Origin of the sequence: Alcaligenes sp. WGS1538, assembly GCF_043187505.1 — a bacterium.
GTDB lineage: Bacteria > Pseudomonadota > Gammaproteobacteria > Burkholderiales > Burkholderiaceae_B > Alcaligenes.
Window position 1 is genome coordinate 2,042,057 of sequence record NZ_CP171109.1, and the last position, 24,985, is coordinate 2,067,041.

A 24,985-nucleotide genomic window follows, 5' to 3' on the forward strand; every position below is an offset into this window, starting at 1 on the left:
CGACATGGGCGTGGGCCGCCATCAAGCGACGCCGCGAAGCGCCGCTCTCCTGTTGCGCTTGAAGACAGCCCGCGCCAAGGCGCCTGAGCACGGCCTGACACTCCTGCGGACTGCTCATCCTGTTTGAAACCTTGCGACACAAAGCGTGAACTTGTTACTCAGCAAGCTCTCACTCCAAAATGTCAAGGAAAATCATGAAGAAACTTCAGCTCATCCAACCTGGGCCCGCCTTCACAGTTTCGCAGACAAGAAACGAGATCCTGCACTCCACCATGTGGCCCAGCGCCCTGGGAAACAGAGGAAATCTAAGATTCTCCGCCGCTGAAGGCGGCACGCCCCGCGCCGGCCGACTTGCCACTGCCCTGTACACGCTGCGCCATGCCATGGCCGATCTATGCGACAAACTGCGCCTTTTTTTCACTGCTGCGCCCTCGCCCAAACGCACGGAGTACAAGTTTCGGATGCAGATGCGCCAATACAGCTTGCTTTTGAGCAGTATGCTGGGTGAACTGACAGCCGGACAGCAAACCAGGCAGGCACAGCTCAAGGTCGCGCAACAGCTGGCTCAAATGGTCAATTTGCCCAAAGACGTCTCAGACCAGTTGCCCCGACGGGAAAACCTGCTGTCCCTGCATCTGGGGAGGTTGGCGCCTGCGGATATCTATGCCCTGCGCAAAAGCTGGTTGTACAAGAGCGAGAGTGCGATAGCGGATATGCTGGGCAAGATTTCGTGGCCGGACCAGAAATTGCGCACCCAGGCAGAAGCCATGATTAAAGAAATCCGGAAAGCCGCGGACAGGCAATGGAGAAGGCCGACTCGCAAGCTAGTGGAGGGTTGCGCCGGCCTGCTGTCCCGCCGACTACTGGACGGCGCAGCGCTGAATGTGTTTTTGACTAGACTTTACCGGGACGAGGGCAAACGGCTGACGTCCTACCTGCAATCGTTGTCCAGGACTGAATTCAAACAAATACAGGCGAAGCTGAACGCTGTCAAACTGGATCGCGCCACGCGAGCGTTGCATGACAGCGGGGGGCTATTGGTGCGCTTGCGCCAGACCTTGGAAGATGAGATCTATCGCCGGGCCGAACCGGATTTGAAGTCCTGTAGGGTCAAGCAGGAAGAGGCGATGGGGCGGAAACGCGATATCAGCGTATCCGTCCCCCTGGTCCTGCTCAACGAGCTAGTATCCGCGACGCAGCAAGCCTACGGCGACATACCAGCCCGCATGAAAGCGCAGGCACAGTCTCAGATCACGGCCGCCATGGCTTATTTCAAGCCAACTCCGAATCACGACCCGGACGTGACTCCCCAGCGCGCGCCGAACCGATTTGTCGTGAAGAATCTACGCGAAGCATCAAGCCTGCACCCTTTGGGACTGGATCCGAACATTTTTGCTTCCTCCACCGTCAAGGCGGGATCGGGCACGACGAACAGCAGCAGGGGCTCGGAGCAGCCCTTATCTCCTCGGGAAGAACGAAGAGTGCGAATCGCAACCCTGATTCAAAACAAGCGGATTTGAAAAAACCGCAATGCGTCATGAAGCACGTCCCTGCCTGCTTGTCATGGACAAGCAGGAGCGATTGCCGAACGGGCGCCTCAGGCGCGGTGCTGGCGCCGCTGCTCGTACAGACACAGGGCCGTGGCGATGGCCACGTTCAGAGACTCGACGCCAGGGGCCTGAGGAATGAACAGGCGCTGGCTGGCCAGCGCCGCCAGGGCCGGACTGACGCCCTGGCCTTCGTTGCCGAAGACCCAGACGCCGGCATCGGGCAAGGCGGTCTCGTACAGGTCCGTGGCGCCCTGCTCCAGCGACGTCACCAGCACCGGCAGCCCGGCCTTGACCAGCAGGTCAGCGCCGTCGACCTGCTCGTGCAGCTGGATGGAGAAATGGGCCCCCTGGGCGCTGCGCAGCACCTTCTGGGACCACACGCTGGCACAGCCCGGCGTCAGGTAGACGGCCTCCAGGCCCACGGCCACGGCCGTGCGCAGCACGGTGCCCACATTGCCGGGATCCTGTACCTGGTCCAGCAACAAGGCGCGCCCGCTCGGCACGGTCCACTGCGTGGCGCGCGGCACGCGCACCACGAAACCCACGCCCTGCCCCTGCCCCACCTGGGACACCGCATTCATCAGCGATGCACTGAAGGTCACGCAGGCGCGGCCGGGCAGGAACCGCGCCAGCTCCAGCAACTCGTCACTGTGACGATCCAGTTCGAAGACCGCCAGTTCCGGCAGGCCGCGGTGCTCCAGCCACATCTGGCATAAATGTATGCCTTCCAGCCACACCCGCTGCTCGGCGCCGTCCACTTCGCGCCTGTCATGCGCTAGGCGCTGCACGCGCTTGAACAGGGCGTTGTCCTTGGATTCAATCAACCTCATGGGAATTACCTAACAGGGTTTGGCGCACCGGCGCAAAACTGCGGCGGTGTTCTTCACAGGCGCCGTGCAGGGCCAGGCGCTCCAGGTGCAGCGCGGTGCCGTAGCCTTTGTGCTGGTCGAAACCATACTGTGGAAAGCGGGCGTGCAGCTCCATGCAGTATGCGTCGCGCGCCGTTTTGGCAAGGATGGACGCGGCCGAGATGGCCGGCTGGGTGGCGTCTCCCTTGACCAGGGCGACGGCGGGACAGCACAGCGCTGCCGGGACCCGGTTGCCGTCGACCAGGGCCTGGTCGGGCTTTGCAGCCAGCGCATTGCAGGCGCGCCGCATGGCCAGCATGGCGGCCTGCAGGATATTGATGTCGTCGATCTCGGCAACGCTGGCGCTGGCGATCTCCCAGGCCAGGGCGCGCTCCTTGATCCGGGCCGCCAGCTCTTCGCGGCGGCGCGCGGTCAGCTTCTTGGAGTCATTCAGGCCGGCAATGGGCCTGGCCGGATCCAGGATCACGGCGGCGGCGAATACCGGACCGGCCAAAGGCCCCCGGCCGGCCTCGTCCAGGCCCGCGACCAGGCCGGCTGCCGGATCAAAGCCGAACAGTTCAACCTGCATGTTCGCGCGCCAGCTTCAGGATGACCTCTGCCGCCAGGGCCGGCGTGTCGCGGCGCAACTGCAGATGCATCTGGGTGAAAACCTGTTCGATATGCCTGACGTAGTCCTGGTCCGTGAGCGCCTTCCAGCATTCGCTCGCCAGCTTTTCGGGCTCGGCGTCTTCCTGGAGCAGTTCCGGCACGACGAAGTCCCGCGCCAGCACATTGGGCAGACCCACCCACGGAACATAGGGACGGTCCTGGCCCGACTTCCAGCGTATGATGCGCTCCATCATCGGCGTCAGCACATAGGAGATGACCATGGGGCGCTTGTACAGCGCCGTCTCCAGGCTGGCCGTGCCGCTGGCCACCAGCACCGCATCGCTGGCTTCCATGACGGTCCAGGCCGCCGGACGCACCACGCCCTGAGCGTCGGGCGCGCGCACGCCGGGCGTGTCGCCGTCGATCACGTGCAGATTGCGCACCGGGCACTGCGCCAGCGCCTGCTCGAACTCCCGGCGGCGCCGGACATTGACCATGGGCACCAGAACGGTCAGGTCCGGGTCCTGCTGCTGCAGCAGTTGAACAGTTCTGAGGAAACGGGGCGCCAGCAGACGCACCTCCGAGGAACGGCTGCCCGGCAACACGCCCAGCACGCGGCCCTGCCCTTGCAGGCCCAGGCGGCGACGCGCATCCTGCTTGTCGGGCTGCACGGGAATATTGGCGGCCAGCGGATGGCCTACGTAAGTGACGGGGATGCCTTCCTTTTCGTAGATCTCGGTCTCGAAGGGAAACAGCACCAGCATGTGCGAGACTGCTTCGCGGATCTTGTGGATGCGTTCGTAGCGCCAGGCCCAGATGGACGGCCCGACGAAATGCACGGTAGGCACGCCCGCCTGGCGCAGCCGCTGCTCCAGGCGCAGATTGAAATCGGGCGCGTCTATGCCCACGAAGACGTCGGGGCGATGACGCAGCCAGTGATTGCGCATGCCCAGGTAGGTGGATACCAGGCCGGGAATGCGCTTGAGCGCCTCCACGTAGCCGAAGACCGTCAGGGCATCCATGGGGTAGTGCTGGCGGAACTGCCCGGCGGCCATTTCGGGACCGCCTATGCCTTCGACCAGGAGCTGTGCGTCGCTCCGGCGCAGGCCCTGGATGATGCGGGCCGCCAGCAGGTCGCCCGACGGCTCGCCCGCCACCATGCCGACGGTCAGGCCGGACACGCCCGGGCTGCGCCAGCCCGCGCCCGGCCGGCCTGCGCCTTGAGGCATGGTCATGGTCGGGAGATGCCCCGGCCGGAAGCGTTCAGGAAGTCCACCATGATCTGGATGGCGGCGGCGCTGTCAGGCTGGGCCTGCTGCAACTGCTGCATTTCCTCGACCGCCTGCTCGATGGTGAGCTTGCGCCGATAGAGCAACTTGTAGCATTCCTTGACGGCGGCGATGGAGTCGGGCGTGAAGCCGCGCCGGCCCAGGCCTTCGCTGTTGATGCCCACGGGGCGGAAGGGATCGCCCGCGCCGATGACGTAGGGAGGGATGTCCTGGCGCACCGAGCTGGTGCCGCCTATCATGCTGTGCGCGCCGATGCGCACGAACTGGTGCACCGCGGTCAGGCCGCCCAGGATGGCCCAGTCGCCGATGTGGATATGGCCGGCCAACTGAACGCTGTTGGCGATGATGGTGTGGTCCCCCACCTGGCAATCATGCGCGATGTGCACGTAAGCCATGATCCAGTTGTCGCTGCCCACGCGGGTCACGCCCACGTCCTGCACCGTGCCGGTATTGATGGTGACGTATTCCCGGACGGTGTTGCCGTCTCCGATCTCCAGGCGGGTGGGTTCGCCGGCATACTTCTTGTCCTGGGGCATGCCGCCGATGGAGCAGAAACGGTAGAAATGATTGTCGCGGCCTATGGTGGTATGGCCGTCGATCACGCAGTGCGGGCCCACCTTGGTGCCCGCCCCTATCGTGACGTTGGCCCCGATGATGCTGTAGGCGCCGACTTCGACATCATCGGCCAGGGTCGCCCCCGCTTCGATGATGGCCGTTTCATGGATACGCATAAATTACTCTTCCAGTTGACGGATGGCGCACATGAGCTTGGCCTCGGCCACGACCTGGCCGTCCACCAGGGCGCGCCCCGTGTACTTGCACAAGGCACGGCTGATGCGGTCGGCCTCGACTTCCAGGCGCAGCTGATCGCCGGGCAGCACGGGCTTGCGAAAGCGCGCACCATCCACGCCCACCAGGTAGTAGGCCAGCTTGTTGTCCACTTTTGCGTAGGGGTCTTCGGGGTCGGTGAAGGAGAACAGCGCAGCGGCCTGGGCCATGGCTTCGATGATCAGCACGCCCGGCATCACGGGGTGATGCGGAAAGTGGCCCGTGAAGAAAGGCTCGTTCATCGACACATTCTTGATGGCCACGATACTCTTGCCCGGCACCATTTCCAGCACGCGATCGACCAGCAGCATCGGGTAGCGATGGGGTAGGCGATCCATGATTTGTCGAATGTCGAGTTCCATTTTTTCTTGTCCTGCTTAGTTCTGGTTATGTGTGTTACGAGATGAATCGGCCCCCTCGTCCGCCTGGCGCTCCAGCGAGCGCAGGCGGCGGCGCAGGCCGCCCAATTGCCCCAGGACGGCGGCGTTCTTCTGCCAGTCCTGGTGCGGCGCAAAAGGATAGACCCCGGTGTAGCGGCCGGGCTCGGTGATGCTGGACGTGATGGCGGTGCCCCCGGATACGTGCACGTCGTCCGCCAGACGGATGTGGCCGGACAGCATGGCTGCGCCGGCGATGGTGCAGCGCGCCCCGATCTGCGTGGAACCGGCCACGCCCACGCAGGCGGCCATGGCGGTGTGCTCGCCCACGTGCACGTTGTGGGCGATCATGATCTGATTGTCCAGCTTGACGCCGTCCCCGATCACGGTATCGTCCAGGGCGCCGCGGTCCACCGTGGTGTTGGCACCGATTTCGACATCGTTGCCGATCCGGACCTGGCCGATCTGCGCGATCTTGGCCCAGGCGCCGTCGCCCTTGACGGGATCCGGTGCGAAACCGAAACCGTCCGCGCCCAGCACCACGCCGGAATGCAGGATGGCGCGATCGCCCACGTGCACGCCATGATAGAGGGTGACGCGGGCATGCAGCAGGCAATCCTGGCCAAGCGTGGAGCCCGCGCCAATGACGCAATGGGCTCCCAGCCGCGAACCGCGGCCGATGCGCGCGCCGGCTTCGATCACGCAGAAGGGCCCGATGGCCGCGCCTTCCCCGACTTCAGCGGAAGGGTCGACGACGGCGCTGGGATGAATGCCCTTGGGCAGGCCGGACAGGCGCACCTGGTCGAAGCGCTGCGCCAGCAGCGCATACATCAGATAAGGCTGGGGACAGAGCACAGGCGCGAAGGCCGGCTCGAAATCCAGCGCGGCATAAACCTCCGGGGTCAGGATGACCGCCGCGGCCTGTGTCCGGGACAGCAGCTCGTGCAGCTTGGGATTGGACAGAAAGCTGATTTCCTGCGGGCCCGCAGAAAGCAAAGAGCCTAGGCCCCGGATGCGGGACATAGGCTCTTGGGCGCCCTGAGGCAGCTTGCAATCCAGTCCGGTCTTGTTGATTTCCTGTACCAGCTCAGGCAGGGACACCGCCTGTTCGGCGCTCAGCAATACCGGCATGGTTCATCAACCGCCCAGTGCTTTCAGGACTTCTTCGGTGATGTCCACGCGAGGGCTGACGGTAACGGCATCCTGGATGATGAGATCGTAGCCTTGGGAATCAGCGATGCTCTTGATAGCGGCATCCGCTTTTTCGACGATGGCCGAGAACTCTTCGTTGCGGCGACGGTTGAAGTCTTCCTGGAATTCGCGACGCTTGCGCTGCAAGTCCGAATCCAGGTCGGCCAGCTGGCGCTGGCGCTTGACGCGGTCGGACTCGGACAGCACGGGAGCGTCCTTGTCGAATTTCTGTGCCTGGGCGCGCAGGTTGTTCGCCAGTTTTTCCAGTTCTTCGTCGCGGCGCTTAAATTCCGCTTCGATCTTGGTCTGGGCAGCCTTGGCGGGTTTGGAATCGCGCAGGATGCGCTCGGTGCTGACGAAACCGATCTTGGTCTGAGCCTGAACAACAGGAGCGGCTGTCATGGCGCTGACACCCAGTGCGGCAGCCAGAACGAGCGCTTTATTGCCACGGGTCAGGCCGCGGGCGATAGTTGTGAGTTTCATTGCGATGTTTGACTTCATGAAAAATCTACCTTGCTAATTAGGCTGCAGAATAGAGCAATTGTGCCATTAAACGCGAACATCAGAAAGCCGTGCCGATCTGGAACTGGAAGGCCTGCTTGTCATCGCCTTCCTTGGCGCGCAGGGCGCGACCGTAGGACAACTGCAGCGGCCCCAGAGGCGACTGCCAGGACAGGCCCAGGCCGGCGGAGTACTTCCAGCCGCAAGGATCCGTGGAAGGGCTGTCGGGACGGCCCATGGCGCAGCCGCCGCTGGTGTTGTCCACCTTGCCGGCGTCGGCGAACAGGAACCAGCGCAGGGTGCGATCCCGCGTGGCGCCGGGGAACGGCAGGTAGAGCTGGGCATTGGCGATCATGCGGCGCGAACCGCCCAGGTAGTTGCCGGTGAGCGTATCGCGCGGACCGAGCGAGGCGCCTTCGTAGCCGCGCACCGAACCTATGCCCCCGCCATACACGTTCTTGATGACCGGATAGGACTTGCTGCCATAGGCGCGGCCCCAGTCGATGGCGCCGTTCAGCGCCAGCGTGTAGGCGCGGCCCAGCGGGATGTAGTGCTGGTGGCTGGCGCGCAGCATGTAGTAGCGCAGGTCCATGGTGCCCAAATCGCCCGACAGGCTGGTCAGGCTGCCCTTGTTGGGAGCGATGGCGCTGTCGCGGGTGTCCTTGGACCAGCCCAGGTTGAAGATGAACGCGTTGGTGCGTTCGCCGTACTCGGCCACGTAATCCTGGTACGCGCGCGGCGTGTACTCCGGGCTCAGGCGCGAGAGCTTGTTCTGCTCGAAGTTCACGCCCATGAAGATGCGGTCGTACTCGGAAATCGGCACGCCGAAGTTCAGGCCCGCACCGATGGCGGTGTTCTGGTAGTCGCCCCAGGCGTTGTTGGCCTCGTAGGGCGTGGTGCGGCGGTAGTAGATCGAGGTGGTCTTGCTGATGCCGTCGCGCGTCCAGTACGGGTTGGTGTGGCTGATGACGGCGGCGCGGTTCACCTTGCTGGTATTGACCTGCAGGGACAGGCTGTTGCCGCTGCCGAAGATGTTGTCCTGGCTCAGGCCGGCGGACAGGATCAGCTTGTCGGTCGAGCCGTAGCCCACGCCCAGGTTGATCAGCCCGGTGGGCTTTTCCTTGACGTCCACGTTCACGTCCACCTGGTCGGGCGAGCCGGGCACCGGCTTGGTGTTGACATCCACTTCATTGAAGTAGCCCAGGCGGTCGACGCGGTCGCGCGAGAACTTGATGCTGGACGAGTCATACCAGGCGGCTTCCTGCTGGCGCATTTCGCGGCGGATGACTTCATCGCGCGTGCGGGTGTTGCCGCCGATGTCGATGCGGCGCACATACACGCGCCGGCCCGGGTCCACGTAGAAGGTCAGGTCTGCCGTATGCCCTTCGCGGTCGAGCACGGGATTGGGGTTGACGTTGGCGAAGGCGTAACCCAGGCTGCCCAGATACTCCGTGATGGCCTTGACCGTGGCGTTGGTCTTGTCGGCGGAGAAGACCTCGCCGGCCTTCTGCTGCACCAGGGGCTGGATCTTGTCGTCCAGACCCAGCAGGTCGCCCGCCAGCTTCACGTCGCTGAGCGTATAAGGCTGGCCTTCATGCAGGGTCAGGGTGATGAAGATGTCCTTGCGGTCCGGCGAGATGGATACCTGCGGCGGCTCCGCCGAATACTCCAGGTAGCCGCGGTTCAGGTAGAAGGAGCGGATGCGCTCCATGTCGCCTTCCAGCTTCTCGCGGGAATACTTGTTGGTGCCGGTGTACCAGGTCATCATGCCCGAGGTGGTCAGTTCCATCTCGTCGAGCAGACGGCTCTGCGAGAAGGCTTCGTTGCCCACCACGCGGATTTCCTTGATCTTGGCCAGCTCGCCTTCGAAGATGTCGAAGCTCACGCCCACGCGGTTGCGCGGCAGGGGCGTGATGATGGGCGTGATCTCCACGCCGTACTTGCCTTTGGACAGATATTGCTGCTTGAGCTCGAACTCCGCGCGCTCCAGCATGGAGCGGTCGAACACGCGCCCTTCGCCAAAACCGACCTGGGCCAGGGACGTGATGATGTTCTTGGAGTCGAACTCGCGCATGCCGTTGAAGGACACCGAGGCGATGGTCGGGCGTTCCTTGACATTGACGATCAGCACATTGCCGCTGGTGTCGATCTGGACGTCGCTGAAGAAGCCCGTGGCGTACAGGCGCTGGATGGCGTCGGCAGCCTGTTCCTCGGAGAAGGACTCGCCCACCTTGACGGGCAGGGACGAGAACACGGCGCCGGGATCGACCCGCTGGATGCCGTTGACTTGAATATCGCGCACGACAAACGGTGCAAATGCATTCGCCAGGGCGGGGGCAAGGAGACTTGCCACCAGCACGGGCAAGACACGCAACGCAAAAGTGGGTTTCCGGCTAAACGACATCCTGGACAATCCTTGGTCGGTCAAATGGTTGGAAATTGTATGCCACACGCCGTCAACTGAAAAGGCGGGTGATGTCATTAAAAAATGCGATGCTCATCAGCACCGCCAATGCGCTCAGGCCCAGACGCTGACCTATCATCAGCATGCGATCCGATGCGGGCTTGCCGCGTACTGCTTCGATGGCATAGTACAGTAGATGCCCGCCGTCCAGCATGGGCACGGGCAATAAATTCAGCAATCCGATGCTGATGCTGATCAGCGCCAGAAAATTCAGGTAGGCGATCAGGCCGATGCGCGCCGTCTGACCCGCATAGTCTGCAATAGTAACCGGCCCGCTGACATTGCGCACGGATACCTCGCCAGTGATCATGCGCCCTATCATCTTCAGGGAGAACCAGAAGGTCTCGGCCGTGCGCACGAAGCCGCGCCGGACGCTGTCAACGGGCCCGTAGCGCACATGCACCATGTCGAAATCGGGGCCTATCTTGGCGCCGATGCGCCCAAGCACCTCGCCGTCCTCGCCGGCCTGCGCCCGAGGCGTGATGGACAGGTGCAGGACCTGCCCGGCGCGCAGCACGTCCAGCGCCAGCGTCTGGCCGGCGGACTTCTGAATCTGTTCGACGAACTGCACCACGTCCGGGTCCTGCCTGGAACCCAGCGCCAGGATGATGTCTTTTTCCTGCAGGCCAGCCTGCTCGCCGGCGCTGTCCTTGTACACCTCCTGGACTACGGCGCGCGGCGGCAGCAGGGCCAGCCCTGCCTGCGCCAGCAGGTCGCGATTGTCGGGCGTGATCTCGCCGGCCGGCAGCGACAGGCTGCGCTCGCGCTCCTGGCCTTGCGCATCGAGCACGCCCACCGCCAGCGTGCCGCCCGAGGACAGGGCCTCCATGAATTCCCAGCGCGCCTCGTTCCAGGAACGGACCTCGCGGCCGGCTATGTCGATCAGGCGGTCGCCTGCCTGGAAGCCGGCCTGGGCGGCCGGCGTGCCGGCCTGCGGCTGGGCGATGACGGGCGCCGGCTCCTGCGCGCCCAGCAGGCCCACCAGCGCGTAGATGATGACGGCCAGGATCAGATTGGCCAGCGGCCCGGCAAGCACCACGGCGGCGCGCTGCCACAAAGGCTTGCAATTGAAGGATTCCTGGACCTGCTCCAGCGTGGCGCCGGGCGGCGGATCGTTCTGCATCGCCACATAACCGCCCAGCGGCAGAGCCGACACCGCCCACTCCGTGCCGTGCCTGTCCCTGCGGCGGTAAAGCACCTTGCCGAAACCGATCGAAAAGCGCTCGACCCGCACGCCGCAGCGGCGCGCGACCCAGTAGTGGCCCAGCTCGTGGAAAGTCACGAGCACGCCCAGAGTCACCAGAAAGGCCAGCAAGGTGTACAGCATGTGGGATCCTGTCAGCCGCGCGGCGCCGTGCGGCAGTAATCCAGCGCCAGGGACCGGGTCTCCCGGTCCAGGTCCAGCACCGCGTCCAGAGCGTCCAGCGACTGGGCGGCGCGGCCATTGAGTTTGTCCAGACAGTGTTCGATCACGTCCGGAATCTGAGTATAACGAATCTGCTCGCCCAGAAAGCGATCCACAGCGATTTCATTGGCCGCATTCAAGGTGACGCAGGCCGCCTGGCTGTTGCGCAAGGCTTCGTAGGCCAGGCGCAGGCAGGGAAAGCGCACCAGGTCCGGAGGCTCGAAATCCAGCCGACCCATGGTCGCCAGATCCAGCAGGCCCACGCCGCTGGCCAGGCGTTCGGGAAAACCCAGGCCATAGGCAATGGCCGTGCGCATGTCCGGCTGGCCCAGCTGCGCCATGACCGAACCGTCGATGAACTCCACCATGGAATGGATGACGCTCTGGGGGTGGATGACGACATCGATCTGTTCCACCGGCACGCAGAACAGCCAATGAGCCTCGATGACTTCCAGCCCTTTGTTCAGCATGGTGGCCGAATCGACGGAGATCTTGCGGCCCATGCTCCAGTTCGGATGTGCGCAGGCCTGCTCCGGCGTGACGGCGTCCAGCTCGGCCAGGGGCCGGGAGCGGAACGGACCGCCAGAGGCCGTGACGAGCAGGCGGCGCAACCCCGCCACGGCCTGGCCGGCCTGCGCCGGAGCCTCGCCCGCCAGACATTGATAGATGGCGCTGTGCTCGGAGTCGATGGGCAGCAATTGCGCCCCGCCCTGCTGCACCGCTTTCATGAAGATGCCGCCGGCCGCAACCAGCGCTTCCTTGTTGGCGAGCAGGACGCGCTTGCCGGCCCGTGCCGCCGCCAGAGCCGAGGGCAGTCCGGCCGCACCGATGATGGCCGCCATGACGGTCGTGACCTGGGGATCGGCCGCCGTATCGGCCAGGGCCTGGGCGCCTACGCGGATCTCGGGCAATGGCGCCCCGCCCGGCCAGGCGGCAAGAAAACGTTCGCGAGCGGCGGCGTCGGGCACCACGACCACTTTCGCCCGGCTGGAATGGGCCTGCCCGGCCAACTGCTCCATGCGGGTGTGGCCCGTCAGGGCATGGACGGCCATACGGTCCGGATGGCGGGCGATGACATCTAAAGTGCTGACGCCGATGGAGCCCGTGGCCCCAAGGACGCAGACATGCTGGAAGTTCATGAGTATTTCCTTGGCGCAGGCGCCCCGCATCCTTTCCGGATCAGAACAGCCACGCCCCACCTAAAAGCAAGGCCAGCGGCGCTACGGGCAGCAAGGCATCGATGCGATCATAGACCCCGCCATGCCCGGGCAGCAACTGGCTGGAATCCTTGACGCCGGCGCGGCGCTTGAGCAGCGATTCGAACAGGTCGCCCACGATGGAAATGGCCGCCAGCAGCACTCCCAGCGCGGCCGTGGCCAACCAGCCCCAGCGCGCGACCAGGTCCGCGCCGAAAGTGCCCGGCCACGCCGCGCTGAGCAGCATCCAGGCGGCGGCGGCGGCCATGCCTCCGATTGCCCCCGCCCAGGTCTTGCCCGGGCTGACCCTGGGCGCCAGCTTGGCCTTGCCGAAAGCGCGGCCGGCAAAATAGGCGGCAATGTCGGCCACCCAGATCAGCACCAGCACGGACAGCACGTAAACGACGCCCCGGCCGTGCAGCAGGTGATACAGTGCGGCCCAGGCGGCCAGCGGAGCGGCCACGCCCATCACGCACAGGAACGAGGTCTGGGCCCGCTGCTGGGCCTGGCCCTGCAGGACCAGCCCCGTCGCACCCACCAGCCAGACGGCGACCATGACGGGCACCAGGCCCCGATAGACCAGATCGGCGGCCTGGCCCTGCGGACCGCCGGCATACCAGTACACGCTCAGCCAGGCGATCAGCGCGCCGGTCAGCAAGGCGATGGGCCAGGCCCAGCGCTGCTGGTCCGCCGGCAGGCTCAGGCGCTGCCATTCCCAGCAGGCCAGCGTGCTCAGCAATCCGAAGATGGCCAACAGCGGCCATTGCACCGGCGCCAGCATGGCGGCGCCGAGGATCACCAACAGCACGATGGCGGTAATGACTCGCTGTTTAAGCATAAGGGTACTCCTCAGGAGGCGGAGGATTCCAGCACCTGAGCGCTGGTGCGGCCAAAGCGCCGCTCCCGTCCGCGATACCATTCGAACGCTTCCTCGAGCTCGGCCCGGCCGAAATCGGGCCAGTACACATCGGTGAAGTACAGTTCCGTGTAGGCCATCTGCCAGATCAGGAAGTTGGAGATGCGGCGCTCGCCGCCGGTGCGAATGAACAGATCCGGTTCGGGCGCGTAGGCCATGGCCAGATGCGGACTGAACAGGTTTTCGTCCAGTTTCTCCGGATGCGCAGCCAATTCGGGATTGGCCGCGATGGTTTTCTGCGCCGCCTGCAATATGTCCCAGCGGCCGCCGTAATTGGCGGCAATGGTCAGATGCAGGAGGTCATTGTCGCGAGTCTGTTCCTCGGCGCGGGCGATGAGCTCGCGCAGCTCGTCGCTGAAGGCGGACAGCTCGCCGACCACATGCAGGCGCACGCCGTTCTTCTTGAGCGTGGCCACTTCCTTCTGGAGCATCTTCACGAACAGGCGCATCAGCATGGAGACCTCCTCGGGAGGCCGGCGCCAGTTCTCGGAACTGAATGCGAACAAGGTCAGGTAGCGCACCCCCAGGTCGCCGCAGGCCTCGACGATGCGTCGGACGGCCTGGACGCCGCGCAGGTGGCCCGCCGTACGCGGGAGCATGCGGCGGGTTGCCCATCGACCATTGCCGTCCATGACAATGGCCAGGTGACCAGGGACTTGACTGTGCGTCGGGATACGCTGAGTAGAACTGAATGGAATCACCTAGCCACCTGTTGCGCGGTCATCAGACCGTCATGATCTCGGCTTCTTTCTGCGCGATCAGCTTGTCGATCTCGGCGACGTACTTATCGGTCAGCTTCTGGACTTCGTCCTGGGCGCGGCGCTCCTCGTCCTCGGAGATCTCCTTGTCCTTGACCTGCTTCTTGAGCGTGTCGTTGGCGTCGCGGCGCAGGTTGCGGATAGCGACCTTGGCGTCCTCGCCTTCGCTGCGCACGACCTTGGCCAGGTCGCGGCGGCGCTCTTCGGTCAGGGCCGGCATGGGCACGCGGATGCTGTCGCCCATGGAAATGGGGTTCAGGCCCAGGTCGCTGTCGCGGATGGCCTTTTCAATAGGACCGGCCATGTTTTTTTCCCAGACCTGCACATTCAGGGTGCGCGCGTCCACGACGGTGATGTTGGACACCTGGCTGACGGGCACGGGCGAGCCGTAGTACTCCACCTGGACGTGATCGAGCAGCCCCGTGGTGGCGCGGCCGGTGCGGATCTTGGCCAGGCCGGTCTTCAGGGACTCGATGGACTTGGCCATGCGGGTGTCGGTCGTTGATTTGATCTCGGAGAGACTCATGGACTTAATTTCCTATAACTTTAAACGTGGACCAGGGTGCCCTCGTCCTCGCCGGAGACCGCGCGCGTCAGGGCGCCGGGCTTGTTGATGGAAAACACTTTGATGGGCAGTTTCTGATCGCGGCACAGGGCGAAGGCCGTGGCGTCCATCACTTCCAGACGACGCACGATGGCCTCGTCGAAGCTGATGCGCGAATAGCGGGTCGCGCCGGGATCCTTGTTCGGGTCGGCGCTGTAGATGCCGTCCACCTTGGTGGCCTTGAGCACGATCTCCGCGCCCACTTCGGCGCCGCGCAGCGCGGCGGCGGTATCGGTCGTGAAGAAGGGGTTGCCCGTGCCGGCCGCGAAAATGACGACCTTGTTCTCTTCCAGGTAGCGCAGCGCCTTGGGACGGATGTAGGGTTCCACGACCTGCTCGATGTTCAGCGCCGACTGCACGCGGGCATCCAGGCCGCGGTGCTTCAGCGCATCCTGCAGCGCCAGTGCGTTCATGACAGTGGCCATCATCCCCATGTAGTCGGCCGTCGCGCGATCCATTCCCTGGGCGCCGGGAGCGATGCCCCGGAAAATATTGCCCCCTCCGATGACGATCGCCAGCTGCACGCCCAGCTGGGCGACCTGGGCGATTTCCTCCGTCATGCGAAGAATGGTGCTGCGATTGATACCGAACGAGTCCTCGCCCATCAGCGCTTCGCCGGAAAGCTTGAGCAGGACGCGTTTGTAATGAGGGGTGGTCATGGTTGGGGTTCCAAGTGACGAAAGACAGGGAGAGTGTAAAGCAGCAGGGCAGGCACCGCCACTACGGTGCCTGCCCTGCAAGTTCAAGCCAGATTAAGCTTGACCGGCGGCAGCAGCCACCTCGGCGGCGAAGTCTTCAACGCGCTTCTCGATGCCTTCACCCACGACATACAGGGTGAAGCCGGCGATGGTCGCTTTGCTTTCGTTCAGCATCTGCTGGACGCTTTGCTTGTCGTTCTTGACGAAAGGCTGGTTCAGCAGCGTGACTTCCTTCAGGAACTTGGCCACGGCGCCGTCCACCATCTTGGTGACGATGTCGGCAGGCTTGCCGGACTCGGCAGCCTTCTGGGCGGCGACGGAACGCTCGGCTTCGATGTCGGCCGCGTCCACGCCGGATGCGTCCAGGGCCTTGGGACGGCTGGCGGCGATGTGCATGGCCAGGTCCTTGCCCACTTCCTCGGAGCCGGTGAAGTCGACCAGAACGCCGATCTTGCCGCTGTGGATGTAGCTGGCCAGCTGGCCGGCGGTTTCGTAGCGCTGGAAGCGGCGCACGGAGATGTTCTCGCCGATCTTGCCGACCAGGGCGGCGCGCACGCTTTCAACGGTGCCGTCGGCCAGTGGCAGTTCAGCCAGGGCGGCCAGGTCGGCGGGATTGTTCTTGGCAACCAGCTGGGCGACCTGATCGATGAACTGGATGAAGTCATCGTTCTTGGCCACGAAGTCGGTTTCGCAGTTGACTTCGACGATGGCGCCGGTCTTGGCGTCGTCGGCGATGTAGACCGTCACCAGACCTTCAGCGGTCACGCGGCTGGCGGCCTTGCTGGCCTTGCTGCCCAGCTTCACGCGCAGGATTTCTTCGGCGCGGGCCATGTCGCCATCGGCTTCGGTCAGCGCCTTTTTGCATTCCATCATGGGCGCGTCGGTTTTCTCGCGCAATTCCTTAACCATCGATGCGGTGATTTGAGCCACGGTTTTCTCCAATTCTGTAGAACGTGCCCCGGCGGGCCGGGGCGGTGCGAAATGCAAGTGTAGCCATCGGCCATGACAGCCTTGCGCATGGCCGATGGCTTCGAGCCGATTACTCCTGGGAGTCGGCGTCGACTTCGACGAATTCCTCGTCGGCAGCGATTTCTTCAACCAGACCGTTCAGGTTCTGCTCGCGGCCGGCCAGCACGGCGTCGGCGATGCCGCGGGCGTACAGGGCGATGGCCTTGGCGGAGTCATCGTTGCCGGGGATCACGTAGTCCAGGCCTTCCGGGGAGTGGTTGGTGTCGACCACGGCCACCACGGGGATGCCCAGGGTGCGGGCTTCGGCCACGGCGATCTTGTGGTAGCCGACGTCGATCACGAACAGGGCGTCAGGCAGGTTGTTCATGTCCTTGATGCCGCCGATGGACTTGTTCAGCTTTTCCAGCTCGCGCTCGAACATCAGGGCTTCTTTCTTGCTCATGCCTTCGGTGCGGCCTTCGGCCAGCTGAGCTTCCATGTCCTTCAGGCGCTTGATGGAGGTCTTGACCGTCTTGAAGTTGGTCATCATGCCGCCCAGCCAGCGGCTGTCGACGTAAGGCATGCCGCAGCGCTCGGCTTCGGCGGCGACCAGTTCACGGGCGGCGCGCTTGGTGCCGACGAACAGGATGTTGCCACCGCGGGCGGCCAGCTGGCGCACGAACTTCACGGCTTCTTCGTACTGAGCAACCGTCTTTTCCAGGTTGATGATATGGATGTTGTTACGCTGGCCGAAGATGTACTGCGACATCTTGGGGTTCCAGTAACGGGTTTGGTGGCCAAAGTGCACACCGGCTTCCAGCATTTCACGCATCAAAGACATGATTTTCTCCAAGGGTTTGGTCTTGTAACCGCCCGGTATCCGGTAAGGGCCGCAGGTTCGCCTGCATTCCAGACACCCCGAGACGGACGGTCACGCGATTTACAGCTACATTTAGGAACGCCGCCCAAGACGGGACTGGCGCATTGGACATACGGGCCCGCGACCGCGCAAAGCGACATGCGCTTGGCGACCGCCAGTGTCCGGCCCGTCGCTTTCATGAAAGGGCAAAACAGACGCCAGGCACGCACCGGGTGTATCCTAGAAGGATAAGGCGCAAGGCTCTCCCGCCAAATTTCACTTCTTTTGCCGACACCAAGCCCCCGTAAAGAAGGGTTTGCACTGCCGCAAAATTCACGAAAGCCTATAATTCTACTATTTTTCAACAGACCTGTTCAAGTTGCTATGAGTATTCTCGTCACAGACCCTTCCGACCTCGACAAAATGCGGGCAGCCTGCCGGACGGCAGCTTCGATCCTCGACTACCTGACCCCCTTTGTCAAAGCCGGCGTCACCACCGCCGAACTGGACAGACTGTGCATGGAACGCATCAACGAACTGCAGGTGAAATCCGCCACCGTCGGTTACGCGCCGCCCGGCTACCCGCCCTTCCCCGGTTCCATCTGCACCTCCGTGAACCACGTCATCTGCCATGGCATTCCCGGCGACAAGGTCCTCAAGAACGGCGACATCCTGAACATCGACGTGACCATCATCCAGGACGGCTGGTTCGGGGACACCAGCCGCATGTTCTATATTGGCGAACCCAGCATCCTGGCCCGCCGCCTGACCGAAACCACCTACGAATGCATGTGGCTGGGCATAGACCAGGTCAAGCCGGGCGCCACGCTGGGCGACATCGGCCACGCCATCCAGAAGCACGCCGAAAGCCAGGGCTTCTCGGTGGTGCGCGAATACTGCGGGCACGGCGTGGGCCGCAAGTTCCACCAGGATCCGCAAGTGCTGCACTACGGCAAGCCCGGCACCGGCATCAAGCTGGAGGCCGGCATGATCTTCACCATCGAACCCATGATCAACGCCGGCCGCCGCGAGCTGCGCACCCTGGCGGACCAATGGACCGTGGTGACCCGCGACCACAGCCTGTCGGCGCAGTGGGAGCACGCCGTTCTGGTCACCGACACCGGCTACGAAGTGCTGACCGTCTCGCCCGGCATGCCCGCGCCGCCGGCCTTCATCAAGGACTGATCCCATGCCCGGCCCGGCCCTGGCCTCGCTGCGCGACACGATCGCCCGCCGCCGGGCCAACGCTTGCCGGCGCTATCGGCAACACCTGCAGCCCGACGTGCTGCTCAAGGCCCTGCGCCGCATCTGCGACCAGGGCCTGCGTGAACTGCTCGCCCTTCATCCTCTGCCCGAACAGGCCTGCCTGGCCGCGCTGGGCGGCTACGGCCGCGGAGAGCTCTACCCCCACTCCGACGTGGATCTGCTGATCCTGCTGCAGCGCCCTCCCGACGCCCGGGACATTGCCCGCATCGAGGCCCTGCTGGCCGCCATGTGGGACATCGGCCTGGCCCCCAGCCATGCCGTGGTCACGCCGCAGCAATGCCTGGAACAGGCCGCGCAGGACATCACCACGGAAACCGCGCTGCTGGAGAGCCGCTGGCTGGCCGGCTCGCGCCTGCTGCTGCGCCACGTGCAGCGCCAATTGCAGAGCCAGCTGGATCCGCGCGCCTTCTTCCTGGCCAAACAGGCCGAACAGCAGCAGCGCCACGCCCGCCTGCAGGATACGCCCTATGCGCTGGAGCCCAACTGCAAGGAATCGCCCGGAGCCCTGCGCGACCTGCAGGTGCTGCTGTGGATGGCGCGCGCCGCCGGCCTGGGGCGCACCTGGCGCGACATCGCCCGCTCGGGGCTGCTGACCCAGGCCGAGCTGCGCGCCCTGAGCCGCGTGGACCAGGCCTTCAAGCGCCTGCGCATCGAACTGCACCTGCTGACCGGCCGCGCCGAGGACCGCCTGCTGTTCGACCTGCAGCCGCGCCTGGCCGAAATCTACGGTTTCCAGCCCACCGCCACGCGGCGCGCCAGCGAACTGCTGATGCAGCGCTACTACTGGGCGGCCAAGGTCGTCAGCCAGCTCAACCTGATCCTGATGCAAAGCATCGAGGAGCGCCTGTTTCCCCAGCCCGACCAGCCGGCCCACATGCTGGACGACGACTTCCAGGTCCACCATGGCCAACTGGAGCTGCGCCGCCCCGACGGCTTCCAGCGCGATCCCTCCCTGATGTTCGTGGCCATGCTGCACCTGCAGTCGCGCGCCGACCTGCACGGCCTGAAAGCGGGCACGCTGCGCGCGCTCTGGCACGCGCGCCGCCTGATCGATGCGGACTTTCGCGCCGAGCCGCGCAACCGGCGCCTGTTCCTGCAGATCCTGCAGCAGCCGCGCGGCATCGTGCACACCCTGCGCCTGATGAACCTGCTGAACCTGCTGCCCCGCTACCTGCCCGTGTTCCGGCGCATCGTGGGCCAGATGCAGCACGACCTGTTCCACGCCTACACCGTGGACGAACACACGTTGAAGGTGATCCGCAACCTGCGCCGCTTCACCATGGCCGAGCACAGCGAGGAGCTGTCCATGGCCAGCCAGCTGATGAGCGGCTTCGAGCGCCACTGGCTGCTGTACATCGCCGCCCTGTTCCATGACATCGCCAAGGGGCGCGGCGGCAATCATTCGGAACTGGGCGCCCAGGACGCCCTGGCTTTCTGCCAGGACCACGGCCTGAACCCCACTGACACGGAGCTGGTGGTCTTCCTGGTGCGGGACCACCTGACCATGTCGCAGGTGGCCCAGAAAAAGGATTTGAGCGACCCGCAGGTCATCTTCCAGTTCCTGCGCGCCGTGGGCACGGAGCGCCGCCTGACCGCGCTGTATCTGCTGACCGTGGCCGACATCCGCGCCACCAGCCCCACGGTGTGGAATTCCTGGAAGGGCAAGCTGCTGGAGGACCTGTATCGCCTGACGCTGGCCGCGCTGGGCGGCCAGGCCAGCGACGGCCTGTCCGTGCTGGAGCAGCGCAAGCGCGACGCCGCCGGCGAGATCCGCCTGGCGGGGCTGCTGGACGAGGCCCGCGAGCAGTTCTGGCAATGGCTGGACGACCATTATTTCCTGCGTCACGACGCCGGCGAGATCGCCTGGCACACGATCCAGCTCTACCATCAATCACACAGCCCGCAGCCCATCGTGCGCATCCGCGTGGCCGGCCAGACCGACGCCATCCAGGTGCTGGTCTACACGCCCGATTCGGAAGGCCTGTTCCTGCGCATCTCACGCTATTTCGACAGCCAGGCCATGAGCATCCAGGACGCCCGCATCTACACCACGCGGCATGGCTGGGCCCTGGACAGCTTCATCGTCATGCTGCCGGCCTACGAGCATGCGGCGCGACGCGATCCGCTGCTCATCGAGTCCGAGCTCAGCCTGGCCCTGCAGCAGGGACAGGAGCAGGCGGGGCCGGCGCCGTCCCACTACCGGGATTTCCGTTCGCGACGGGCGCGCGTGTTCCCGATCCAGCCTGCCGTGGACCTGCGCCCCGACGACAAGGGCGAGGACTGGATCCTGACGCTGACCGCCACGGACCGGCGCGGTTTGTTGTACAGTCTCGCCCAGGTCTTCGAGCGGCACGATGTCACCCTGCGCTCCGCCAAGGTCATGACGCTGGGCGATCGGGTGGAAGACGTGTTCGTGCTCGCCGGGCCCGCCCTGGAACAGAACCGCAACCAGCTGCGCTTCGAACGCGATGTGCGCCTGGCCCTGTCCCAACAACCCGCCTCAAATTAGGGTCCGCTCACACCAATGGAATTCCCCGCCTTCCTGGCCGATCTCAGCCGCAGCTTCCTGTTCGCGCTGGCAACCCTGCTGCCCATGCTCAACCCGCCGGCCGCGGCCCCCATCTTCCTGACCCTGACCGAGGGCGCCAGCACGCCGGACCGCGCCCGCCTGGCCCAGAAGGTCTCGATCAACATCTTTGTCATGCTGGCCATCGCCACCGTGGCCGGCAACATCGTCCTGAACTTCTTCGGCATCTCCCTGCCCATCATCCGGGTGGGCGGCGGGCTGCTGGTGATCGCCACGGCCTGGCGCCTGGTCAACGCCTCGGACTTCGATGCGGCGCATGCACAGAACATGGCCGAATCCTATTCCTGGGAACAGATACGCTCCAAGGCTTTCTATCCCCTGACCTTCCCCATGATCTGCGGCCCCGGTTCGATCTCCGCCGCCCTGACCGTGGGAGCCACCCTGCACGACAATACCGTCGCCGGCACGGCCGGCAAGCTGGCGGGCGCCGTGCCGGCCATCGCCGTCGCCGGCTTCGTGGTGTACCTGTGCCTGCGCTTTGCCTCGCAGTTCCTCTACAAGCTGGGCAAGAACGGCACCGCCGTGGTCATGCGCCTGTCCGCCTTCATCCTGCTGTGCCTGGGCGTGCAGATCGCCTGGGCCGGTTTCCATGAACTTTTCCTGGGTTTGTTGCACGAAGCATCTACCTTCCACTCCACGACGTCGTCCTGATTCGCCATGGCTGCCAACTCGAACCGCTCCGCCCTGCCCTACTACCTGATCAGCGCCCTGTCCTTCCTGGCCGTGGGCGCCGCCCTGGTGTCCCAGCACGTATTCAGCATGCCGCCCTGCGCCTGGTGCGTGCTGCAGCGCCTGATCTACCTCGCCCTGGGCGTGGCCAGCCTGGCTGCCGCGCTGCTGCGCCAGGGCGGACGCGAAGGCGCCTCGCGCGCGGCCGGCGTGCTAGCCCTGGCGGGCGCCGCCAGCGGCGTGCTGGCGGCCTGGTACCAATACACGGTGGCCCAGCACCTGTTTTCTTGCGACCAGACCTTCGCCGACCGCTTCATCACCCAGTCGGGACTGGAAAGCGCCGTACCCTCGCTGTTCGGCATCTACGCCTCGTGCATGGACGCCCGGGTCGAGCTGTTCGGCATCGAGTACGCCCTCTGGAGCCTGGCGCTGTTCGTCATCCTGGGGCTGGGCCTGCTGATGACGCTGCTGCGGCGCCGCCCTTAATCCGGCAAGCTTCTTTCCTCACCAGCCGGCGCCTTGAAAAAACCCCGCTCAAGGAGCGGGGTTCGAACAACAAGGGGCTGTGACCATCAGTCAGTCACGTCCGGCACCGGCTTGCCGTTCTTGCGACTATCAGCCAAGCGTTCCAGGTAGGCTTCGTCCACATCGCCGGTCACGTACTGGCCGCTGAAACAGGACGATTCGTAACCCGCGAAGCGGGGGTTGAGATCGCTCAGGGATTGCTCCAGATCGCCCAGATCCTGATACACCAGGCCGTCCACGCCGATTTCTCGGGCGATCTGGTCCACGTCGCGGCCGGTGGCGATCAGTTCCGTCTGGGTGGGCATGTCGATGCCGTACACATTGGGATAACGCACAGGCGGCGCGGCGGAAGCGAAGAACACCTTCCTGGCGCCGGCGGCGCGCGCCATGTCCACAATCTGGCGGCTGGTGGTGCCGCGCACGATGGAGTCATCCACCAGCAGCACGTTCTTGCCGCGAAATTCCATGGGGATCGCGCTGAGCTTCTGGCGCACGGACTTCTTGCGGACTTCCTGGCCGGGCATGATGAAGGTGCGGCCCACATAGCGATTCTTGATGAAACCCTCGCGGTAGTTCAGGTTCAGCCGGGCGGCCAGCTGCATGGCCGATGGGCGGGCCGAATCGGGAATCGGCATGACCACGTCGATATCGGCCAGGCGCAGGTTCTTGGCGACATTGTCGGCCAGGTACTCGCCCATCAGCAGGCGAGCGTCATAAATCGATACGCCGTCCACGGTCGAATCGGGGCGCGCAAAATACACGTATTCGAACACGCAGGGGTTCAGGCGAGGATCTTCCGCGCATTGGCGGCTGCTCAAGTTGCCGTCCAGATCGACGATGATGGCCTCGCCGGGCTCCACGTCGCGCACCAGTTCGAAACCGCAGCCGGTCAGGGCCACGGACTCGGACGCCACCATCCACTCCACGCCCTTGTCGGTCTCGTTGCGGCCCAGGCACAAGGGGCGGATGCCGTTGGGATCGCGGAAGGCGACCAGGCCGAAATTGGCGATCTGGGACACCACGGCATAGGCGCCGCGGGCGCGCCGGTGCACCGCCGACACTGCCTGGAAGACTTCGTCCACGGACAGCTCGGGACCGGTTGCGGCGCGCTGCAGCTCGTGCGCGTAGATGTTCAGCAATACCTCGGAATCCGAGTTGGTATTGATGTGGCGGCGGTCGATGGTGAACAGCTCTTCACGCAGCTCGCGCCAGTTGGTCAGATTGCCATTGTGGGCGAAGGTGATCCCGAACGGCGCGTTGACGTAAAAAGGCTGGGCCTCGTCCACGCTGTCGCTGGAACCGGCCGTGGGATAGCGCACGTGACCTATGCCGCTGTTGCCCGGCAGCGAGCGCATGTTGCGCGTGCGGAACACGTCCCGCACCAGGCCGTAGGCCTTGTGCATGCTGAAGAACTGGTCGTGCCAGGTCGCCAGGCCGGCGGCGTCCTGCCCCCGGTGCTGCAGCAGGAGCAGGCTGTCATAGATCAACTGATTCACAGGGCTGCGCGCGACAACCCCTACAACTCCACACATGATTGGTTCCCGTTAGTGTGTTCTCAATAAGGCAGCCATTCTGCCAAGGACGGCGGCAGCATGGCCTTGATGGATTGGACCGCCCGTATGGCCGGGCCGGCCAGCTTGGCCTGCTCCCACCAGGGCTCCTTGGGCAGCTCGGTGTGCCCGGCCAGAATGACCAGGATCAGCACCAGCAGCACGCCCCGGGCCACGCCGAACAGGCCGCCCAGGCCATGGTCGGCAGGCGTCAGCCCCGTTTGCTCGATCAGGCTGGCCAGCAGCATGTTCAGCAGCCCGATCAGCAGCAGCACCACAAAAAAAACGGCTCCGTACGCCAGGGCGGTACGCAATAAGCCGTTTTCTATCCAGACCTGTATCCAGCCTGATGTGCGCGGACCCCACCAGATGGCGGCCATGAAGGCCAGCAGGTAGGCGGTCAGGGAAAGCACTTCCTTGATCAATCCGCGTATCAGGCCCAGCAGGCCCGACACGCCGATGACGGCAAGGACGATATAGTCGAAGCTGGTCACTTAGCCGAGATGAAGCTGTTCTCGTAGCCCAGGGACCGCAAGCGGGTCTGGGCGGCCTGAGCGGCCTCGCGGGTGGGAAACGGCCCCACGCGCAGACGGTAGGTGGACTTGCCGCCGGACTGGGCGGTTTCCACATAGGCATTGGTGACGCCGGCCGACACCAGCTGGTCGCGGCGCGAGCGGGCGTCATTTTCGTTCGAATAGGCGACGATCTGCAGGATGAAGTTGCCCTGCTGCGCAGCGGGCTTGGACGGAGTGCGGGGCGCGGGCGCCGGACCGTCCGGCACGCGCCCTTCAAGCAGCGCCAGGGCATAGGAGCCGTCATCGGTGCGCTTGCCGCCGCTGGCCTGGCCGGCAGGCGGGGCAGCGGGCTTGGGCTTTTCGGCTGGCTTGGGTTTCTCAGCGGGCTTGGGCGGCTCCGTGCGGGCCGTTTCGGGGCGCGGCGGTTCGGCCGGCGGCGTGACATGGGCCGGATCAGCGCCCAGGCCGGGATCCTGCACCGTCTCCACCGTGCCGCTCGCGCCGGAGTCGGCAAGCAGGGGGGGTTCGGGCTGCACCACCGCAGGCGCCTGGCCGCCCTCTTCCACGATCAGTTCGCCGGGACGCGCGGGCTGCGTGGGCGCTGCGGTCTGGCCCAGCGGGCCCATGGCCAGCGACTGTTCGGGTTCGGGGGCGGTCTTGTCCACGGTCAGCATGGGCACGATCACCACCACGGCCAGCACCAGCGCCAGGGCCCCGATCAGGCGGCGGCGGGCCCGGCTGCGCAGCTCCGACAGTTGCGAATCACTGGAGGCCGCTCCACGGCGACCCGACGACGAGGAAGCATCGTTGCGTGAGAAAAAACCCATGAACC

The 24,985-nt window shown here is 64.8% G+C and carries 24 protein-coding genes; 5 read left to right on the top strand and 19 right to left on the bottom strand.

The genetic code is table 11. The features are described 5' to 3' along the window. The first annotated feature begins 194 nt into the window (after positions 1 to 194). Positions 195 to 1,520 carry a hypothetical protein gene (locus ACF3ND_RS09530; RefSeq protein ID WP_394059845.1) on the top strand — a complete coding sequence of 442 codons (1,326 nt, stop codon included), beginning with the start codon at positions 195 to 197 and terminating at the stop codon, positions 1,518 to 1,520. 77 nt (positions 1,521 to 1,597) lie between these two features. Here the strand turns inward: ACF3ND_RS09530 and ACF3ND_RS09535 are convergent, their stop codons facing one another. The 16 genes from ACF3ND_RS09535 to rpsB all read right to left on the bottom strand — a co-directional run bounded on the left by ACF3ND_RS09535 (position 1,598) and on the right by rpsB (position 17,023). Continuing rightward, the gene (locus tag ACF3ND_RS09535) at positions 1,598 to 2,380 is read right to left on the bottom strand and encodes a TrmH family RNA methyltransferase (RefSeq protein ID WP_394059846.1); all 783 of its coding nucleotides are present in this window, start codon (positions 2,378 to 2,380) and stop codon (positions 1,598 to 1,600) included. Further along, entirely contained in the window at positions 2,367 to 2,987 is a 621-nt protein-coding gene (rnhB, locus tag ACF3ND_RS09540; protein WP_394059847.1) for a ribonuclease HII, read from the bottom strand. Before rnhB ends, ACF3ND_RS09535 begins: the two co-directional genes overlap by 14 nt. After that, positions 2,977 to 4,167, bottom strand: coding sequence for a lipid-A-disaccharide synthase (gene lpxB, locus ACF3ND_RS09545; RefSeq protein WP_394065813.1), 1,191 nt, complete (start codon positions 4,165 to 4,167; stop codon positions 2,977 to 2,979). Before lpxB ends, rnhB begins: the two co-directional genes overlap by 11 nt. Positions 4,168 to 4,238: 71 nt before the next feature. Continuing rightward, positions 4,239 to 5,027 carry an acyl-ACP--UDP-N-acetylglucosamine O-acyltransferase gene (gene lpxA, locus ACF3ND_RS09550; protein ID WP_394059848.1) on the bottom strand — a complete coding sequence of 263 codons (789 nt, stop codon included), beginning with the start codon at positions 5,025 to 5,027 and terminating at the stop codon, positions 4,239 to 4,241. A 3-nt stretch (positions 5,028 to 5,030) separates the two neighbouring features. Next, positions 5,031 to 5,486, bottom strand: coding sequence for a 3-hydroxyacyl-ACP dehydratase FabZ (fabZ, locus tag ACF3ND_RS09555; RefSeq protein WP_394059849.1), 456 nt, complete (start codon positions 5,484 to 5,486; stop codon positions 5,031 to 5,033). 15 nt (positions 5,487 to 5,501) lie between these two features. Then, positions 5,502 to 6,632, bottom strand: coding sequence for a UDP-3-O-(3-hydroxymyristoyl)glucosamine N-acyltransferase (lpxD, locus tag ACF3ND_RS09560; protein ID WP_394059850.1), 1,131 nt, complete (start codon positions 6,630 to 6,632; stop codon positions 5,502 to 5,504). Between the two features lie 6 nt (positions 6,633 to 6,638). Beyond that, positions 6,639 to 7,193, bottom strand: coding sequence for an OmpH family outer membrane protein (locus ACF3ND_RS09565; RefSeq protein WP_394059851.1), 555 nt, complete (start codon positions 7,191 to 7,193; stop codon positions 6,639 to 6,641). A gap of 61 nt (positions 7,194 to 7,254) precedes the next feature. Further along, complete coding sequence (gene bamA, locus ACF3ND_RS09570) at positions 7,255 to 9,597, bottom strand: outer membrane protein assembly factor BamA (protein ID WP_394059852.1); 2,343 nt, start codon at positions 9,595 to 9,597, stop codon at positions 7,255 to 7,257. Between the two features lie 52 nt (positions 9,598 to 9,649). Beyond that, on the bottom strand, positions 9,650 to 10,984 hold the full coding sequence (gene rseP, locus ACF3ND_RS09575) for an RIP metalloprotease RseP (RefSeq protein WP_394059853.1): 1,335 nt from the start codon (positions 10,982 to 10,984) through the stop codon (positions 9,650 to 9,652). Between the two features lie 11 nt (positions 10,985 to 10,995). Then, positions 10,996 to 12,201: a 1-deoxy-D-xylulose-5-phosphate reductoisomerase gene (locus ACF3ND_RS09580; protein WP_394059854.1), complete on the bottom strand. Its 1,206-nt coding sequence runs from the start codon at positions 12,199 to 12,201 to the stop codon at positions 10,996 to 10,998. Between the two features lie 40 nt (positions 12,202 to 12,241). Next, positions 12,242 to 13,096 carry a phosphatidate cytidylyltransferase gene (locus ACF3ND_RS09585; protein ID WP_394059855.1) on the bottom strand — a complete coding sequence of 285 codons (855 nt, stop codon included), beginning with the start codon at positions 13,094 to 13,096 and terminating at the stop codon, positions 12,242 to 12,244. Between the two features lie 11 nt (positions 13,097 to 13,107). Next, the gene (uppS, locus tag ACF3ND_RS09590; RefSeq protein ID WP_394065814.1) at positions 13,108 to 13,872 is read right to left on the bottom strand and encodes a polyprenyl diphosphate synthase; all 765 of its coding nucleotides are present in this window, start codon (positions 13,870 to 13,872) and stop codon (positions 13,108 to 13,110) included. 25 nt (positions 13,873 to 13,897) lie between these two features. Continuing rightward, positions 13,898 to 14,458 (bottom strand): ribosome recycling factor, encoded by a 561-nt coding sequence (frr, locus tag ACF3ND_RS09595; RefSeq protein WP_394059856.1) that lies wholly within the window; start codon positions 14,456 to 14,458, stop codon positions 13,898 to 13,900. A 20-nt stretch (positions 14,459 to 14,478) separates the two neighbouring features. Continuing rightward, positions 14,479 to 15,195: a UMP kinase gene (gene pyrH, locus ACF3ND_RS09600; RefSeq protein WP_394059857.1), complete on the bottom strand. Its 717-nt coding sequence runs from the start codon at positions 15,193 to 15,195 to the stop codon at positions 14,479 to 14,481. A gap of 93 nt (positions 15,196 to 15,288) precedes the next feature. Further along, entirely contained in the window at positions 15,289 to 16,164 is an 876-nt protein-coding gene (gene tsf / locus ACF3ND_RS09605; protein ID WP_394059858.1) for a translation elongation factor Ts, read from the bottom strand. 109 nt (positions 16,165 to 16,273) lie between these two features. After that, positions 16,274 to 17,023 carry a 30S ribosomal protein S2 gene (gene rpsB, locus ACF3ND_RS09610; protein WP_394059860.1) on the bottom strand — a complete coding sequence of 250 codons (750 nt, stop codon included), beginning with the start codon at positions 17,021 to 17,023 and terminating at the stop codon, positions 16,274 to 16,276. A gap of 402 nt (positions 17,024 to 17,425) precedes the next feature. Here rpsB and map point away from each other — a divergent pair, with 402 nt between their 5' ends. Genes map through ACF3ND_RS09630 form a run of 4 tightly spaced genes read left to right on the top strand, consistent with a single transcriptional unit; the run spans position 17,426 to position 22,049 of the window. Further along, a complete protein-coding gene (map, locus tag ACF3ND_RS09615; RefSeq protein WP_394059862.1) occupies positions 17,426 to 18,226 on the top strand; it encodes a type I methionyl aminopeptidase in 801 nt (266 codons plus the stop codon). 4 nt (positions 18,227 to 18,230) lie between these two features. Then, complete coding sequence (locus ACF3ND_RS09620; RefSeq protein ID WP_394059864.1) at positions 18,231 to 20,816, top strand: [protein-PII] uridylyltransferase; 2,586 nt, start codon at positions 18,231 to 18,233, stop codon at positions 20,814 to 20,816. Between the two features lie 15 nt (positions 20,817 to 20,831). Then, entirely contained in the window at positions 20,832 to 21,545 is a 714-nt protein-coding gene (locus tag ACF3ND_RS09625; RefSeq protein WP_394059866.1) for a MarC family protein, read from the top strand. 6 nt (positions 21,546 to 21,551) lie between these two features. Next, positions 21,552 to 22,049 carry a disulfide bond formation protein B gene (locus ACF3ND_RS09630; RefSeq protein ID WP_394059868.1) on the top strand — a complete coding sequence of 166 codons (498 nt, stop codon included), beginning with the start codon at positions 21,552 to 21,554 and terminating at the stop codon, positions 22,047 to 22,049. An 86-nt stretch (positions 22,050 to 22,135) separates the two neighbouring features. Here ACF3ND_RS09630 and purF read toward each other — a convergent pair whose 3' ends face one another. Genes purF through ACF3ND_RS09645 form a run of 3 tightly spaced genes read right to left on the bottom strand, consistent with a single transcriptional unit; the run spans position 22,136 to position 24,980 of the window. Beyond that, positions 22,136 to 23,620, bottom strand: coding sequence for an amidophosphoribosyltransferase (gene purF, locus ACF3ND_RS09635; RefSeq protein ID WP_394059870.1), 1,485 nt, complete (start codon positions 23,618 to 23,620; stop codon positions 22,136 to 22,138). A gap of 23 nt (positions 23,621 to 23,643) precedes the next feature. Further along, entirely contained in the window at positions 23,644 to 24,132 is a 489-nt protein-coding gene (locus ACF3ND_RS09640) for a CvpA family protein (RefSeq protein ID WP_394059872.1), read from the bottom strand. Next, complete coding sequence (locus ACF3ND_RS09645; RefSeq protein WP_394059874.1) at positions 24,129 to 24,980, bottom strand: SPOR domain-containing protein; 852 nt, start codon at positions 24,978 to 24,980, stop codon at positions 24,129 to 24,131. The genes ACF3ND_RS09640 and ACF3ND_RS09645 overlap by 4 nt, the downstream gene beginning before the upstream one ends. Between the last annotated feature and the right edge of the window lie 5 nt (positions 24,981 to 24,985).

Excerpts from the sequence above, each read along its gene's own strand:
- ACF3ND_RS09535 (WP_394059846.1), bottom strand. The coding sequence starts at position 2,380 with ATGAGGTTGATTGAATCCAAGGACAACGCCCTGTTCAAGCGCGTGCAG.
- ACF3ND_RS09630 (WP_394059868.1), top strand. The coding sequence starts at position 21,552 with ATGGCTGCCAACTCGAACCGCTCCGCCCTGCCCTACTACCTGATCAGC.
- lpxD (WP_394059850.1), bottom strand. The coding sequence starts at position 6,632 with ATGCCGGTATTGCTGAGCGCCGAACAGGCGGTGTCCCTGCCTGAGCTG.
- ACF3ND_RS09620 (WP_394059864.1), top strand. The coding sequence starts at position 18,231 with ATGCCCGGCCCGGCCCTGGCCTCGCTGCGCGACACGATCGCCCGCCGC.
- fabZ (WP_394059849.1), bottom strand. The coding sequence starts at position 5,486 with ATGGAACTCGACATTCGACAAATCATGGATCGCCTACCCCATCGCTAC.
- frr (WP_394059856.1), bottom strand. The coding sequence starts at position 14,458 with ATGAGTCTCTCCGAGATCAAATCAACGACCGACACCCGCATGGCCAAG.
- rpsB (WP_394059860.1), bottom strand. The coding sequence starts at position 17,023 with ATGTCTTTGATGCGTGAAATGCTGGAAGCCGGTGTGCACTTTGGCCAC.
- purF (WP_394059870.1), bottom strand. The coding sequence starts at position 23,620 with ATGTGTGGAGTTGTAGGGGTTGTCGCGCGCAGCCCTGTGAATCAGTTG.
- bamA (WP_394059852.1), bottom strand. The coding sequence starts at position 9,597 with ATGTCGTTTAGCCGGAAACCCACTTTTGCGTTGCGTGTCTTGCCCGTG.
- map (WP_394059862.1), top strand. The coding sequence starts at position 17,426 with ATGAGTATTCTCGTCACAGACCCTTCCGACCTCGACAAAATGCGGGCA.
- ACF3ND_RS09565 (WP_394059851.1), bottom strand. The coding sequence starts at position 7,193 with ATGAAGTCAAACATCGCAATGAAACTCACAACTATCGCCCGCGGCCTG.
- ACF3ND_RS09585 (WP_394059855.1), bottom strand. The coding sequence starts at position 13,096 with ATGCTTAAACAGCGAGTCATTACCGCCATCGTGCTGTTGGTGATCCTC.
- rnhB (WP_394059847.1), bottom strand. The coding sequence starts at position 2,987 with ATGCAGGTTGAACTGTTCGGCTTTGATCCGGCAGCCGGCCTGGTCGCG.
- ACF3ND_RS09580 (WP_394059854.1), bottom strand. The coding sequence starts at position 12,201 with ATGAACTTCCAGCATGTCTGCGTCCTTGGGGCCACGGGCTCCATCGGC.
- ACF3ND_RS09645 (WP_394059874.1), bottom strand. The coding sequence starts at position 24,980 with ATGGGTTTTTTCTCACGCAACGATGCTTCCTCGTCGTCGGGTCGCCGT.
- rseP (WP_394059853.1), bottom strand. The coding sequence starts at position 10,984 with ATGCTGTACACCTTGCTGGCCTTTCTGGTGACTCTGGGCGTGCTCGTG.
- ACF3ND_RS09625 (WP_394059866.1), top strand. The coding sequence starts at position 20,832 with ATGGAATTCCCCGCCTTCCTGGCCGATCTCAGCCGCAGCTTCCTGTTC.
- ACF3ND_RS09530 (WP_394059845.1), top strand. The coding sequence starts at position 195 with ATGAAGAAACTTCAGCTCATCCAACCTGGGCCCGCCTTCACAGTTTCG.
- lpxA (WP_394059848.1), bottom strand. The coding sequence starts at position 5,027 with ATGCGTATCCATGAAACGGCCATCATCGAAGCGGGGGCGACCCTGGCC.
- lpxB (WP_394065813.1), bottom strand. The coding sequence starts at position 4,167 with ATGGTGGCGGGCGAGCCGTCGGGCGACCTGCTGGCGGCCCGCATCATC.
- pyrH (WP_394059857.1), bottom strand. The coding sequence starts at position 15,195 with ATGACCACCCCTCATTACAAACGCGTCCTGCTCAAGCTTTCCGGCGAA.